Here is a 13,281-nt window from a genome sequence, read left to right as displayed (position 1 = left end):
AAAAAGTTGAAATTTTTTGTAAGTAACTTGTTATTATTTTTCGACAAGATTTGTAAATCCCTCACCTAAAACCTCTTTCACATCACTTACTGTTATAAAGGCTTTTGGATCTATTTTTTTAATTTCATTTTTTAATGTAATAAACTCTTTTCTATTCACCACTACATACAAAATACTTACTTCATCATTTGAGTATGCACCAATTCCATTTATCTTTGTGCATCCTCTATCTACTGTATTTAATATAAATTCTTTTAATTCCTCATACTTTGAACTAACAATTATAAGTTGTTTACAATCATCAAATCCTTCTATTATTCGATCAATCATAAATCCCATCATAAAGCATGAAAGCATCCCATATAAACCTTTTTCCACCCCAAATGCAAATAGTGCAAGCACTACAACTACACAATCTGCCATTAATAATGACTTTCCAATATTAAACTTTAAATATTTATTTAAAAGCTTTGCAACTATCGCAGTTCCACCAGTTGATGAATTTTGATTAAATACCATTGCAATCCCAAATGCTGCTATAGCACTACCAAAAATAACAGCTAATATTGGATCAGTAGTTATAACTACATTGGGAAATAACTTTTCCAAAATACTTAAAGCTATTGATGTACCGAATGCTGCGTAAACACTTCTTGCTGCAAATTCTTTACCTATAAATATTAAAGCTATTGTAAATAATACAACATTGCATATATTCATAACTATGCCAGGTGCTAAACCTGTATAACTATTAATTATTAAAGCAAGTCCTGAAACTCCGCCTGCTGCTATATTATTTGGATAATAGAAAAACTGTAAAGATACTGCTAAAAGAATAACTCCGACAGTTATCAAAAGATATCTTTTAAAAACATCCTTATTCAAAACTAATCGCCCCCTTTGAATTAATACCATCAAGCACTTTGTATTATAACCTAAATTTATACAAATTTGTATTAGTTAAAAAAAATATAACAGTATGGTCAAAACCATACTGCTATATTCATAATTTATATTAATTTTTATATACTATTTCATTGAGATAGCTTTTTTAACAGCTTCTACTATTTTCTCTGGAGTTAATCCATAAGCTTTTAGTAATTCTGCTGGCTGACCACTTTCTCCGAATGTATCTTGAACTCCAACTTTAATAACTGGAACTGGGAATACTTCGCAAATTGCTTCTGAAACAGCTGAACCAAGTCCACCAATTATGTTATGCTCTTCAACAGTAACTATTGTTTTAGTTGTCTTAGCAGCCTTAACTAATAAGTCTGTATCTAAAGGTTTTAATGTATGTATGTTTATAACATTTGCACTTATACCTTCTTCTTTTAAGATTGCTTCTGCTGCAAGAGCTTCATCAACCATGATACCTGTAGCAACTATTGTTACATCAGTACCTTTTCTAAGTTCGATACCTTTTCCAATTTCAAACTTATAATCAGCATTATCATTGATTACATTAACCCCAACTCTTCCAAGTCTTACATAACAAGGGCCATTATATTCAGCAATAGCTTTTATAACTGCTTCTGTTTCAATAGAATCTGAAGGTGAGATAACTGTCATATTAGGGATAGCTCTCATTAATGCTAAATCTTCTATTGCTTGATGTGATGCACCATCTTCTCCAACTGTTAATCCAGCATGAGTTGCACATATTTTAACATTTAAGTTTGGGTAACAGATTGAGTTTCTAACTTGCTCAAAAGCTCTACCTGCTGCAAACATAGCAAATGTACTTACAAATGGTATTTTCCCACAAGTTGACATACCAGCAGCAACACACATCATGTTTGCTTCTGCAATACCCATATTTATGAATCTTTCTGGGAATTGCTTTGAGAAATCAGCTGTTTTTGTTGACTTTGAAAGGTCAGCATCTAAAACAACTACTTTATCATTAACGCTTCCTAATTCTACTAATGCTTTTCCATAAGCTTCTCTTGTTGCGATCTTTGCCATTATTTGTCCCCTCCTAATTCTTTTATAGCTTGTGCACATTGCTCTTTACTTGGAGCTGCACCATGCCATCCGGCTTCATTTTCCATGAATGAAACACCTTTACCTTTAACTGTGTTACAAACGATACATGTTGGTTGACCCTTAGTTTTCTTAGCTTCTTCAATTGCTCCGATTATCTCTTCGAAATTGTGTCCATCTATAACTATTACATGCCAGTTAAATGCTTCGAATTTTTTATCTATTGGAAGTGGACTCATAACTTTTGTTATATCTCCATCTATTTGTAATCCGTTAAAATCAACGAATATTGTTAAATTGTCTAATTTATAATGAGCTGCACACATTGCTGCTTCCCATACTTGACCTTCTTCTAATTCTCCATCTCCAAGCACTGAGAAAACTCTATAATCTTTCTTATCAAGCTTTCCTGCTATAGCCATTCCAACTGCTGTTGAAACCCCTTGACCTAATGAACCTGTTGACATATCTATTCCTGACACATCATTCATGTTAGGGTGACCTTGCAGATTTGATCCAAGTTTTCTTAAAGTTAATAATTCTTTAGGATCAAAGTAACCTTTTCTTGCTAATGCACTGTATAAAACAGGTGCTGCATGCCCCTTTGATAAAACGAATCTATCTCTATTTGGATCCTTTGGATTTTTTGGATCTACATTCATTTCATGAAAATATAATGTTGTTAATATATCAGCAGCTGATAATGATCCACCTGGATGCCCTGATGCTGACTCTGTTAACATAGTAACGATGTCCTTTCTTATGACTGTCGCTATGCTCTTTAATTCTTCCACTTTATTATTCATATTAACCCTCCTATGAGTAATCTGTAATTTATAATTTAAAGGCCTATAACTTTATTAAATTATTTTAAACACTTTTATTTTTTCCTTTTTCATTCTAACATATTCTTCATACTTTTTCTATAAAAAATAACTATTGTGTTTATCTTTTTATCTTTTCTAGCACCATTTAGTATATCATAAATATTTATTAGACTACTCTATTAGTCTTTGAAAATAAATAACACTTGATAAAAATTTAACTCTTAAAATAAAGTGCTATTTTTTAATACTAAAATAAGGGTAATAAACATATAATATGAATTTTTTAGCTATACTATTTGTATTTTTAAATTTTATGAAATTCTTTACATAAGTTATTCCCAAAGCAGGAAATCTATTAAATTTCTACCTGCTAAATATAAAAACTTACTTTAATTAACTCTATTTTCAAAAAAATAAAAGCAAGATTTTCCAATTTATTGGATAATCTTGCTTAAAAAACAAACTTCTTATTTCAAATCTAAATTCAAACTAATAAGTAAAGCTTTATTAACCTTCTTCATATCATCATCTGTCATATGTCCTATTTTCTCCTTCAATCTTCTTTTATCTAAAGTTCTCACTTGCTCTAAAAGAACTACTGAATCCCTATTAAGACCATATTCCTCTGATGAAATTTCAACATGTGTAGGTAATTTAGCTTTATTTATTTGTGATGTAATAGCTGCAACTATAACAGTTGGGCTATATCTATTACCGATATCATTTTGTATTATTATTACCGGCCTAATCCCTCCTTGTTCTGAACCAACAACTGGGCTTAAATCGGCATAAAAGATATCTCCTCTTTTTACATTTACATTCGTCATTTATATATCACACTCCGCAAAGCCACATCTCATAATATACATTATCTTTATAATCAGAAGTACTAGCCTCATTGGCATACTGAAGATTAATATCTCCCATATCTTTATACCCCTTTTTCATCATCTCTAACATCTCTATACTATATGATATTAATATGTCATCATTTAATTGACATTTTTCTAAAGTTTTTTCTAAGTTTTTTAAATTTTTATTTTTTTGCCTATGTGACATTAGAACCTCTCCTTTTTGTAATATGTTTCTAAAAAGAGTTTATGTATGTTCAATTATATTATAATTTTCGTCACAAAGTCAAAGAATTCTTCCTTTGTTGTTAGATATTTTGCAATTTTTTTGTTTTTTTACAAATAATTTCGCACTTTTGATATTTCTCCATTCTCAAGATAAATTCTTGGTACTCTATTTTTTAACATACATATAATCTCATAATTAATAGTTCCTATTAACTGAGCCATATCATCTGCATTAAATTTCACACCATTATCTTCACCAATTAAAATTACTTCGTCCCCTAATTTAACACCTTTTACATTTGTAACATCAACCATACATTGATCCATGCAGATTTTGCCTATAACAGGTGCTAATTGTCCTTTTATTATAACTTTTGCTTTACCATTTAAAAGTCTTGTATAGCCATCGGCATATCCAATAGGTAAAGTTGCAATAATAGTTTCTTTTTCCGTCTTAAAAGCTCTTCCATAGCTTATGTACATATCCTTTTTAAGCTTTTTAAGATGTACTATATTAGTTTTTAACGTTAATGCTGGTTTTAATTTTAATTTAGCAACTTGAACTTCATCTGATGGATAATACCCATAAGTTATAATTCCCGGTCTAACACCATCAAGGTATGTCTCATTTAAATCCATTATTGCTGCACTATTTGAGCTATGCTTTAATGGGATATGTATTCCTCTTCGCTCTAGTTCATCACATATATTTTTAAACTTTTTAAATTGTTCTCTTGTATATGTTTTGTCCTCTTCATCAGCTGTTGAAAAATGAGTGAATATTCCTGCTACCTCAAGACCTGGAAGCGAACAAACTTTAATGATATCATCTAAGTCTTCATCTGGTAAAAAACCAATTCTACCCATCCCTGTATCAATTGCTAACTGTATTTTAGCCTTAGTATTTAATTTTAGTGCTTCTCTTGATAAAACTCTTGCATACTCTAGACTATAAACTGTCTGCTCTATGTTTTCTGTTATCAATTTCTCGCTAAATGTTAAAGGCGTATATCCTAATATCATAATATCAGCTTTTATTCCAGCCGTTCTTAATTCTAATGCTTCTGTAATCACAGCTACTGCTAGTTTACTTGCTCCCTCTTCAATAAGAATTGGAGCAACATCAACAGCGCCATGACCATATGCATCAGCTTTTACAATAGCTATTAATTCCTTATCTTTTGTTAACTTTTTAATTTCTCTAATATTATTTCTTATATTATCTAAATTAACTTCTGCCCAAACAGGTCTTATGCTTTCCATAAAAACACCTCGTAAAATTTGTATTATAATAATTTAAAATCTTAAATTATGTTGAAACAAACCCGCTGTATTTTACAACAACCCTATCTTTTCCTGTCTCATCATATATAATTAACTCTTCTGGTTCTCTTTCTCTTAAATTAACTGTAAGTTTTGCAACTGAAAAATTCTTGTTCAAACTATTAGTTTTAAAATCAATAACCATCTTGTCATCTACTTGATTATATTTTACATCATTACTTTTTAAATACTGTGGCAATTCATTTATTAAAAAGAATCTGTAAAACTCATCATAACTTCTATCAACAGAAAAATGCTTGTCTCCCTCAAAATAATTTATCTTTATCTTATCCTTAGAAAAAATTTGTTCCTTGTCTTGTAAAACAAGTTTTGTCTCATCATTAGCATGAGATATTTTTGCCTCTTCTGTAAATTCACCTCTTGAATTCTTAGTAGTGTATGAAACATCTACCTCGTATTCTGTTGACATTATAATGTCTTTCACTATTTTGTCTGGACTATTATTTTTTTTGTAGCTAGTAAAAAAAGCTAAAGAGCCTACAACAATTAGAATTAGAACAACAATAGATACTAGAATTTTATTTTTCATATTATCCCCCAATGTAACGAACTTTACATTAGCTATCTTATTCTATTCCAATTCTATTTATTACATAATTTTACCTTTTTTCTAAAAGCGTCTTTATAAAACTAGATATAATTTCAATAATATCACTTACTTACACTATATATTCTTCAATTAATAACTGCTAATAATTGCATCAATCTAACTGACTCCCTGCCTACGTAATGACAATATTATACCTGTTAAACAACCTCTAACTTTCACTGATAATATTACATATTCCTCTATTAGAGTGATATATACCTCTTTATCATCAGCTATTATTGTATGATGTTTTTAAAGTAAAACTATTATGTTATATTTCTTTGCTTATTCTTTAAATTTTTTTCTATATTTTTATTTACATAAGAAATATCTTTTAAAAACTAGTTGAAATTTCTAAATTTCTGTCATTACTTCTAAGTCCTGATTCTATTATAGCTCATTTATATGCTTCTATTATTTTCTTAAATCTTTCTTTATCAAAATCATAATCCCAACTAATAGCCTCTATTGCTTTGCTTGAAACTATACTTTGAGTATAACTATCTGAACATAAAGTTACAAGTCTACGAGATATTTTCACATCTAGACTATCTAGAAATACCTGCTACATTTATGGTACTTCTTCTGCCCGTACCTACTACAATCTCTTGGTATTTCCTTTATGATCTTCAAAGTTTCTTTTAGGTAAAATAACTTACCAAATCTAAATCTGATAGAAAAATACTTTTTTAAGATTTATTTAACATAAATCTTAGTATTCTAATCCCTCAAGATAAACTTTTCCTAAAAAGCTATTCACCTTTTTTTCTATCATACATTCTTTATAACATCCAAAAGTTACCGTTATGTTACAAATTATAAAAATACCTTTAACTACTCTATTATCAGTATTTAGTCTCTTCATTAATTCAGTGATTAAATCTTTTTATTTTCAGGTTAAAATTCTTCTACAAGCCTTTAAAATTCCCACTTTACATTTTTTTTAACAACTCCACAAAAATACTATTTCTCACTTAATCTGCTCTTTTTTAACATTCTGTTAATTATAAAATATTCTCTTTTTTTATGTACTTAGATTTAAAACTTACCCTAGACACCTTTAATTGCATCCCCATCTAAAATAACATAAGCTATAGCATTTTCTTTACTATGGGAAATACTTAAATGAAAGATATAATTTATAATCCCCATTTCTTTAATAATACTATCAACCTTGCTACTTACTTTGACAAAGGGCTTTCCTATATCATTTCTTAATATTTCTATATCTGATAATGAAAAACCTCTAAATCCAGTTCCCATTGCCTTACTCACAGCTTCCTTTGCCGAAAATGCTCCTGCTATTGTCTCTACTTTTAGATTTCTACTTTTAAAATACTTGACTTCTTCTACTGAAAAATTTCTATTCAAAAAATTTTCTGTTCTATTTATAACTTTTTCTACTCTATTGATTTCTATTATGTCAGTTCCTATTCCTATGATCATTTCACTTTAAATACTACACCCTAATTATAAGCTATAGCCCTTTCTTCCTTCATTTCTTCTACGTATTTATCTACATATTCACCTATAACATCAATTAAATGAATTGGTGATACTAAGTTATCGAACACTAAAGAATGTAACTTTTCAACTTTAGTTATATCCTTAGATACTTTATCGATTGATTCTCTCTCTATATTTACTATTTCTTCTTTAATATAATCAACTCTTTCTATTTCTATACCATACATAGCTGATTTTTTAAATAATGTTTCTGTTAATCTATACTTATATTCATAAGTTATATCTTCCGCTTTTAAAATATTAACTAAACTCTTAACTATTCTCATTATTTCCCCCCTATAATACCTCAAAAAACTAAATAATCTAGTATTTATATTTATAATAACACTTTAAATAAAAAAATACTGTCAAACTATGTTAAAGAAATCCGAAGAAAAAAAGATCTTTTTTTTACATTTATCTCCTTTTTTGCCGAATCAATATACTTCCTACAATCTTTTTCACATCTTATTAGATATTTTGTCGAACTGCATCTATTTACTTCCAATTTTTATCTTTCTATCTAAATTTAAAATAACTCTTAATAAAAAAATTATCTTTTGTTAATATTTGTTTACAAAAACTTATAATATAATATAATATATAATAATTATTTCCTAATGATTATTTTTATAAAAAAAGTTCTATTGAGAGAGGGGGATGTTATCATAATTATTTATGATAACTATATTTTATGAACTATGTAGAAGTTAAAAACAATATTTACTGGGTTGGAGCTCTTGACCCTAAATTAAGAGTGTTTGATATTATAATGAATACACCTTATGGTACTTCATATAACTCATATATCGTTAAAGGTAGTGAAAAAACTGCTATATTTGAAACTGTTAAAGCATCTTTCTTTGATGAATACCTTGCAAGACTTAATGATTTAAAAATTAACCTTGAAGAAATTTCATATATAGTTATTAGCCACACAGAACCTGACCATGCTGGTTCTGTTGAGAAGTTACTTAAAATTGCACCAAATGCAAAAGTTGTTGCTTCTAAAATAGCAATAAAATATCTTAAAGCTATTGTAAACAGAGATTTTGATTATATAGAAGTAAAAGAAGGTAGCACTCTTTCACTTGGTGATAAAACATTAAAATTCATGTCCGTTCCAATGCTTCACTGGCCTGATACAATTTATACTTACATTCAAGAGGACTCAACGCTTATTACTTGTGATTCATTTGGCGCACATTATTCATTTGATAAAATCTTTGATGATTTAATAGAAAATCATGATGATTATATGGAAGCTTTAAAATATTATTTTAATTGCATTATGGGACCCTTTAAACCATTTATGTTAAAAGCAATTAATAAGATTAATCATCTTGATATAAAAGTAATTTGTCCTGGACATGGCCCTATACTTAGAAAAAATCCTAAAGAAATTATAGATATTTATAAAGAATGGTGTGAGCCTCTTCTAGCAAATGAAAAGAAAAAAGTTGTTATACCCTATGTTACTGCTTATGGTTATACAGAAACTATCGCAAATGAAATTGCTAAAGGTGTTAAATCAGTTGCAGATATAGATGTTAAATTATTTAATATTATCGAACATGATGATACACATATACTTACTGAAATTTCTAATGCTGATGGACTTATAGTTGGTTCACCAACTATTCTTGCTGATATGCTTGAGCCTGTAAGAATGTTACTTGCAAGACTTAACCCTATTTTACATGGTGGTAAAATTGCTGGTGCTTTTGGTTCTTATGGTTGGAGTGGAGAATCTGTTCCAAGACTTGAATCAAGACTTAAAGAACTTAAAATGAAAATGCCTATAGAATCTTTAAATATTAATTTTAAACCTTCTGAAACTGAACTTAAAGAATGTTTTGAGTTTGGTGTAGCAATAGCTACTGAAATATTAAAAAAATAAAAATAAATCCAGTCATCTAAAATTTAGATAACTGGATTTTTTATTTATTTAAACTAACAACTCTCTTCTAACTTTTTGTAAGGACTTATCTTTCTAAATTCATCAACTGAAACTTCCATGAAGTATCTTCTTTTACCATCAGGTTCTTCATAATTTCTTGTTATAAGTCTTCCACTTAAAGTGATTGAGTCACCTTTTCTTAAAAACTTACAAGCAAGTTCTGCTTTTTTTTCCCACATTATAAGTGGAATAAAATCAGACTTTCTCTCACCATCAAGTGATTTATAATCTCTTCTGATAGCTATTGTAAATTTAGTATATACTTTATCACCATTTTCTACTTTTTTAATTTCTGGATCTTTAACTAATCTTCCCATTAATACTATTTTATTCATGTTGATACGCCTCCTAATTTAACTTATCTAAATTTTAGCCATATCAAAAATTTATATTCATATTTTCAAAAAAGATTTTTATTCTTTATCAACTAAAACTGCATTAACCTCACCACCAAGTATCAAGATAAATGAAGTTAAAAACATCCATGTCATAAAAATAAATACTGCTCCAAGTCCACCATAAAATCTTGAGTAATTCCCAAAATTATTTACATAGTACCCAAAAGCTGCTGATGCTGCTATCCATCCCACAGTTGTAAAAGCTGCACCTGGGATAACATTTAACCACCCTAGTCTTCTAGAAGGTATCATTTGATACATTATAACAAAGCCAAATACCATTACAAATATTAAAACTATATTTTTTGCAATCGCCCAAACATCTAATATTATTTCTGGATTAGGTATATATTTTACTATTACTGATGTAATTGTATTACTAAATACAAATAAAAATAATGTGGCAATTATTATAACTGCAAGCATAAGCACAGATACTATTGATATGAGTTTTACTTTTATAAATGACCTATCTTCCTCTATTCCATACGCCTTATTCAACCCTCTTATAACTGCTGAAAATCCTGAAGAAGAAGTATATATAGCAAGAACTATACTCACCCATAATAGTCCTGTTTGTTGTGTACTAATTACAGATATTACAGTACTCTCTATAAGTTGATATGCCGCAAGTGGCATTATGTGTTTTAAAAGTTCTAAAACTGCCTCACTATTTAAGTTACTAAACCCAATAAGTGTCATTAAAAATATTAGAAATGGGAAAAAGGCTAGAATTAAATTGTATGCAAGCTGTGATGCAAGAGCATATATATCATCTTCAATAATCTTATTAAAAAAGATCATAATGTTTTGAAAAATTCTTTTTATCATCATTTCTCCTATTCTACTTTTATTTCAAATATATTATATATCATATATTATGCTCATACTATTAATTGTTAAGCACAAAAAATGTTTTTCTATTATTTTCTATTCTTTCTTTGAAAATAATAGAATAAATTATATAATATTTTTATAGAAATTAATCAAAGGGGATGAAAATATGCTTTATAATTTAGAAAATGAATTCTTAAATATTACTGCACATGAACATGGTGGTGAGCTGCACAGTATAAAATCAAAATTAGACAATACTGAATTCTTATGGAATGGAAATCCTGAATATTGGAAATATCATGCACCTATACTTTTCCCTATCGTTGGAAAAGTTAGAGATGGCAAATATAAAGTAGATGGTAAAACTTTTGAATTACCACAACACGGTCTTGCTAGAACATCTGAATTTACACTAAGTAATAAAACTGATAATAGTATTAGTTTTAAGCTTAAATACTCAGATGAAAGTCTTAAAGTTTACCCTTATAAGTTTTTATTAACTGTAACACACACACTTATTGGAAAATCAGTTAAAACAACTTATAATGTTAAAAACTTAGATAACCAAAAAATAGACTTTTCTATAGGTGCACACCCGGCTTATATGTGTCCTATACTAGAAAATGAAAACTTAAGTGATTATTACTTTGAATTTGAAAAAAAAGAATCAAGCCCATTAATGATGCTTAATACTTCAACTGGATTATTCACTCATAATACTAGAGAATTATTAAACAATGAAACTAAAATCAACTTATCTAAAGAATTATTTAAAGATGATGCTCTAGTATTTAATTGTTCTAAGCTTAACTCAGATATAATAAGTGTAAAAACAGACAAGCATAACAAATCAATATCATTTGATTTTTCTGGCTTTACTCACTTAGGACTTTGGGCTCCTGCACAAGGTGCACCATTTTTATGTATCGAACCTTGGTTTGGACATGCTGATTTTGAGGACTTTGATGATGAATTTAAAAACAAACCTAATGTTATAAATCTTGATGTTGATAAAGAGTTTACTTGTGCTTACACAGTAACTATCAACGAATAGATAAAAAGCCTGTGACTATCAAATTTAATAGTCACAGGCTTTTTCTAGTTTTTATTCAAAACATTACATAATTTTTCTATACTAACACTAAGTCTATCAAGCTTAACTTCTATTCTCATAAGAAGATACATAGTTGTTGCTATAGGAAACCCAACATTAGCAATTAAATCAATTAAATTTTCCATAAAAAAAACTCCTTTCTATAACAACTACATATGCTACTTGAAAGAAGTTTTTAAATTAAATTTTTTCTGAATAATCACTCACTATGTTTTGAACCATATTCTTTATAGCACTAGCTTGTGCTACAAGAGACATCACAAGTATAAATACTCTTATTCTCTCTTCATCTTTTGGCTCTAACTGTAGTTCTTTCATTTTTTCACTTAATTTTTCATCATTATAAACCGGTCCTGATGAAAAGTCACTAAAACTCTCCTGCTGTATCTCTGAAAATATTTTATAAGCCTCTCTCCAAGAAATAATATCATCTTCTCTATTATTGATATCATTAAATGCTAAGCTAAAAACATTTTTGATTTCCTCTGTTGTCAAAACTGGTCTCATATAACTTAATAACACTAATTGTGCTAAATGATCCTTTGTATATCCTCTTTTTTTACCATCAACTGGTTTAGAAATTATATCACTCTTAATATAGTTTTGTACTATATTATTAGTATAATTATCCCCTGAAAATGCATCATTCAAGTAATCTATTACTTGTGATAAAAACAAATCATACTTTGGTAGTTCATCATATGGAACAATTGTATTATGTGACATCTCATTTGCCAAATCTAAAAAATATTCCTTATCTAGTCTTTTAGAATCCATGTTCACACCTCTCAATCACTTACTACCCTAATTATATAGTAAATAAAATCACATTACAAGTTAACTTTTTTGTCTTTATGCATAGTTCGCAAATACTTTATAATTTATTTTGTATTTTAAATTTTTTCCTTTTTTTCTCTTTTTTATTACATTGTATTTAATCTTGCACTATTTATATTTTATAAAATTTACTTTTAAAGTAATTCAGTATTAACTCACACTGGAAATCTCACTTCCTAATTTCCAGTATTAAAATTCCATTTTTTCTAAAAAAATAAATTTTCTACCTTTTTTTGTTATTTTTATTAGAACAATCTATGTTTTTTCTGCATTATAACTTCAATTTTCCAGAAAAATATCTATTTACTAGCAAAAAAGGGACAAGTTTTATTACTTTTTTTACAAAAAAAGTGTTTTTTATCATTTTATGTGTTGACTTTTCAAAATTTTGGTAGTATATTCAATATATAATATATTTGGAGTAAGAATTTTCATTTTTTTTAATTTCTTTTTCCAAAAGTGTTGACTTATTATGTAAATTTTGTTAACATTAAAATATATTTTGTCGAAAGATGTAGTTTGCAAGGAGGATATAACACAATGAAATCAACAGGTGTAGTAAGAAGAGTAGATGAACTAGGAAGAATAGTTATTCCTATAGAATTAAGAAGAACATTAGATATAGCAGAGAAAGATGCTTTAGAAATATATGTAGATGGTGAGCAAATCATATTAAAGAAATATGAGCCAGCTTGTATCTTCTGTGGAGATGCAAGAGATGTAGTTAACTACAAAGGTAAAAACATTTGTAAAAACTGTCTTGATGAGTTAAAGAAATAATTTTAACTTAACATAACATCTAAA

At 28.2% G+C, this 13,281-nt stretch carries 18 protein-coding genes; 3 read left to right on the top strand and 15 right to left on the bottom strand.

All coding sequences use genetic code 11. The annotated features are described in order from the left end of the window. Window positions 1-33: 33 nt before the first annotated feature. The 11 genes from Q0V24_RS07740 to Q0V24_RS07690 form a co-directional block, all read right to left on the bottom strand. Window positions 34-885 (bottom strand): YitT family protein, encoded by an 852-nt coding sequence (locus tag Q0V24_RS07740; RefSeq protein WP_297520127.1) that lies wholly within the window; start codon window positions 883-885, stop codon window positions 34-36. A 144-nt stretch (window positions 886-1,029) separates the two neighbouring features. Beyond that, on the bottom strand, window positions 1,030-1,971 hold the full coding sequence (locus tag Q0V24_RS07735; RefSeq protein WP_297520200.1) for a transketolase family protein: 942 nt from the start codon (window positions 1,969-1,971) through the stop codon (window positions 1,030-1,032). Continuing rightward, the gene (locus Q0V24_RS07730; RefSeq protein ID WP_297520125.1) at window positions 1,968-2,792 is read right to left on the bottom strand and encodes a transketolase; all 825 of its coding nucleotides are present in this window, start codon (window positions 2,790-2,792) and stop codon (window positions 1,968-1,970) included. Before Q0V24_RS07730 ends, Q0V24_RS07735 begins: the two co-directional genes overlap by 4 nt. Window positions 2,793-3,280: 488 nt before the next feature. Further along, on the bottom strand, window positions 3,281-3,640 hold the full coding sequence (locus Q0V24_RS07725; protein WP_297520123.1) for a type II toxin-antitoxin system PemK/MazF family toxin: 360 nt from the start codon (window positions 3,638-3,640) through the stop codon (window positions 3,281-3,283). Between the two features lie 7 nt (window positions 3,641-3,647). Beyond that, window positions 3,648-3,872, bottom strand: a complete 225-nt coding sequence (locus Q0V24_RS07720) for a hypothetical protein (RefSeq protein WP_297520121.1) — start codon at window positions 3,870-3,872, stop codon at window positions 3,648-3,650. Window positions 3,873-4,000: 128 nt separating this feature from the next. Next, on the bottom strand, window positions 4,001-5,155 hold the full coding sequence (alr, locus tag Q0V24_RS07715) for an alanine racemase (RefSeq protein WP_297520119.1): 1,155 nt from the start codon (window positions 5,153-5,155) through the stop codon (window positions 4,001-4,003). A 46-nt stretch (window positions 5,156-5,201) separates the two neighbouring features. Continuing rightward, complete coding sequence (locus tag Q0V24_RS07710) at window positions 5,202-5,765, bottom strand: germination lipoprotein GerS-related protein (protein ID WP_297520117.1); 564 nt, start codon at window positions 5,763-5,765, stop codon at window positions 5,202-5,204. A gap of 457 nt (window positions 5,766-6,222) precedes the next feature. Continuing rightward, window positions 6,223-6,366 carry a hypothetical protein gene (locus tag Q0V24_RS07705; protein WP_297520115.1) on the bottom strand — a complete coding sequence of 48 codons (144 nt, stop codon included), beginning with the start codon at window positions 6,364-6,366 and terminating at the stop codon, window positions 6,223-6,225. Window positions 6,367-6,537: 171 nt separating this feature from the next. Next, window positions 6,538-6,690 carry a hypothetical protein gene (locus tag Q0V24_RS07700; RefSeq protein WP_297520113.1) on the bottom strand — a complete coding sequence of 51 codons (153 nt, stop codon included), beginning with the start codon at window positions 6,688-6,690 and terminating at the stop codon, window positions 6,538-6,540. 185 nt (window positions 6,691-6,875) lie between these two features. Continuing rightward, window positions 6,876-7,271 carry a holo-ACP synthase gene (gene acpS, locus Q0V24_RS07695; RefSeq protein WP_297520110.1) on the bottom strand — a complete coding sequence of 132 codons (396 nt, stop codon included), beginning with the start codon at window positions 7,269-7,271 and terminating at the stop codon, window positions 6,876-6,878. A gap of 20 nt (window positions 7,272-7,291) precedes the next feature. Then, window positions 7,292-7,618, bottom strand: coding sequence for a DUF6514 family protein (locus tag Q0V24_RS07690; RefSeq protein WP_297520108.1), 327 nt, complete (start codon window positions 7,616-7,618; stop codon window positions 7,292-7,294). 407 nt (window positions 7,619-8,025) lie between these two features. On the opposite strand from Q0V24_RS07690, the gene Q0V24_RS07685 reads away from it, so the two are divergent. Next, window positions 8,026-9,231 (top strand): FprA family A-type flavoprotein, encoded by a 1,206-nt coding sequence (locus Q0V24_RS07685; protein WP_297520106.1) that lies wholly within the window; start codon window positions 8,026-8,028, stop codon window positions 9,229-9,231. A gap of 53 nt (window positions 9,232-9,284) precedes the next feature. Here the strand turns inward: Q0V24_RS07685 and Q0V24_RS07680 are convergent, their stop codons facing one another. Both Q0V24_RS07680 and Q0V24_RS07675 read right to left on the bottom strand, forming a co-directional pair. After that, on the bottom strand, window positions 9,285-9,626 hold the full coding sequence (locus Q0V24_RS07680) for a single-stranded DNA-binding protein (protein ID WP_297520104.1): 342 nt from the start codon (window positions 9,624-9,626) through the stop codon (window positions 9,285-9,287). 78 nt (window positions 9,627-9,704) lie between these two features. Beyond that, window positions 9,705-10,493 carry a YihY/virulence factor BrkB family protein gene (locus Q0V24_RS07675; RefSeq protein ID WP_297520102.1) on the bottom strand — a complete coding sequence of 263 codons (789 nt, stop codon included), beginning with the start codon at window positions 10,491-10,493 and terminating at the stop codon, window positions 9,705-9,707. 199 nt (window positions 10,494-10,692) lie between these two features. Between Q0V24_RS07675 and Q0V24_RS07670 the strand changes: the two genes are divergently transcribed. Next, entirely contained in the window at window positions 10,693-11,580 is an 888-nt protein-coding gene (locus Q0V24_RS07670; protein ID WP_297520100.1) for an aldose 1-epimerase family protein, read from the top strand. A 44-nt stretch (window positions 11,581-11,624) separates the two neighbouring features. Here the strand turns inward: Q0V24_RS07670 and Q0V24_RS07665 are convergent, their stop codons facing one another. Both Q0V24_RS07665 and Q0V24_RS07660 read right to left on the bottom strand, forming a co-directional pair. After that, window positions 11,625-11,765 (bottom strand): YvrJ family protein, encoded by a 141-nt coding sequence (locus Q0V24_RS07665; protein WP_297520098.1) that lies wholly within the window; start codon window positions 11,763-11,765, stop codon window positions 11,625-11,627. A gap of 55 nt (window positions 11,766-11,820) precedes the next feature. Continuing rightward, on the bottom strand, window positions 11,821-12,417 hold the full coding sequence (locus tag Q0V24_RS07660; RefSeq protein WP_297520096.1) for a DUF1836 domain-containing protein: 597 nt from the start codon (window positions 12,415-12,417) through the stop codon (window positions 11,821-11,823). Window positions 12,418-13,017: 600 nt separating this feature from the next. On the opposite strand from Q0V24_RS07660, the gene Q0V24_RS07655 reads away from it, so the two are divergent. Then, a complete protein-coding gene (locus Q0V24_RS07655; RefSeq protein WP_055069345.1) occupies window positions 13,018-13,257 on the top strand; it encodes an AbrB/MazE/SpoVT family DNA-binding domain-containing protein in 240 nt (79 codons plus the stop codon). Window positions 13,258-13,281: the final 24 nt, after the last annotated feature.

Origin of the sequence: uncultured Clostridium sp., assembly GCF_947039605.1 — a bacterium.
Taxonomy (GTDB): Bacteria; Bacillota; Clostridia; order Clostridiales; family Clostridiaceae; genus Sarcina.
Note: the sequence above shows the minus strand (reverse complement) of the source record. Positions and strands in the feature narration are given on the sequence as shown.

Coding starts and splice junctions, on each gene's coding strand:
- Q0V24_RS07730 (WP_297520125.1), bottom strand. CDS start 2,792: ATGAATAATAAAGTGGAAGAATTAAAGAGCATAGCGACAGTCATAAGA.
- Q0V24_RS07725 (WP_297520123.1), bottom strand. CDS start 3,640: ATGACGAATGTAAATGTAAAAAGAGGAGATATCTTTTATGCCGATTTA.
- Q0V24_RS07720 (WP_297520121.1), bottom strand. CDS start 3,872: ATGTCACATAGGCAAAAAAATAAAAATTTAAAAAACTTAGAAAAAACT.
- alr (WP_297520119.1), bottom strand. CDS start 5,155: ATGGAAAGCATAAGACCTGTTTGGGCAGAAGTTAATTTAGATAATATA.
- Q0V24_RS07710 (WP_297520117.1), bottom strand. CDS start 5,765: ATGAAAAATAAAATTCTAGTATCTATTGTTGTTCTAATTCTAATTGTT.
- Q0V24_RS07700 (WP_297520113.1), bottom strand. CDS start 6,690: ATGAAGAGACTAAATACTGATAATAGAGTAGTTAAAGGTATTTTTATA.
- acpS (WP_297520110.1), bottom strand. CDS start 7,271: ATGATCATAGGAATAGGAACTGACATAATAGAAATCAATAGAGTAGAA.
- Q0V24_RS07690 (WP_297520108.1), bottom strand. CDS start 7,618: ATGAGAATAGTTAAGAGTTTAGTTAATATTTTAAAAGCGGAAGATATA.
- Q0V24_RS07685 (WP_297520106.1), top strand. CDS start 8,026: ATGAACTATGTAGAAGTTAAAAACAATATTTACTGGGTTGGAGCTCTT.
- Q0V24_RS07680 (WP_297520104.1), bottom strand. CDS start 9,626: ATGAATAAAATAGTATTAATGGGAAGATTAGTTAAAGATCCAGAAATT.
- Q0V24_RS07675 (WP_297520102.1), bottom strand. CDS start 10,493: ATGATCTTTTTTAATAAGATTATTGAAGATGATATATATGCTCTTGCA.
- Q0V24_RS07670 (WP_297520100.1), top strand. CDS start 10,693: ATGCTTTATAATTTAGAAAATGAATTCTTAAATATTACTGCACATGAA.
- Q0V24_RS07665 (WP_297520098.1), bottom strand. CDS start 11,765: ATGGAAAATTTAATTGATTTAATTGCTAATGTTGGGTTTCCTATAGCA.
- Q0V24_RS07660 (WP_297520096.1), bottom strand. CDS start 12,417: ATGGATTCTAAAAGACTAGATAAGGAATATTTTTTAGATTTGGCAAAT.
- Q0V24_RS07655 (WP_055069345.1), top strand. CDS start 13,018: ATGAAATCAACAGGTGTAGTAAGAAGAGTAGATGAACTAGGAAGAATA.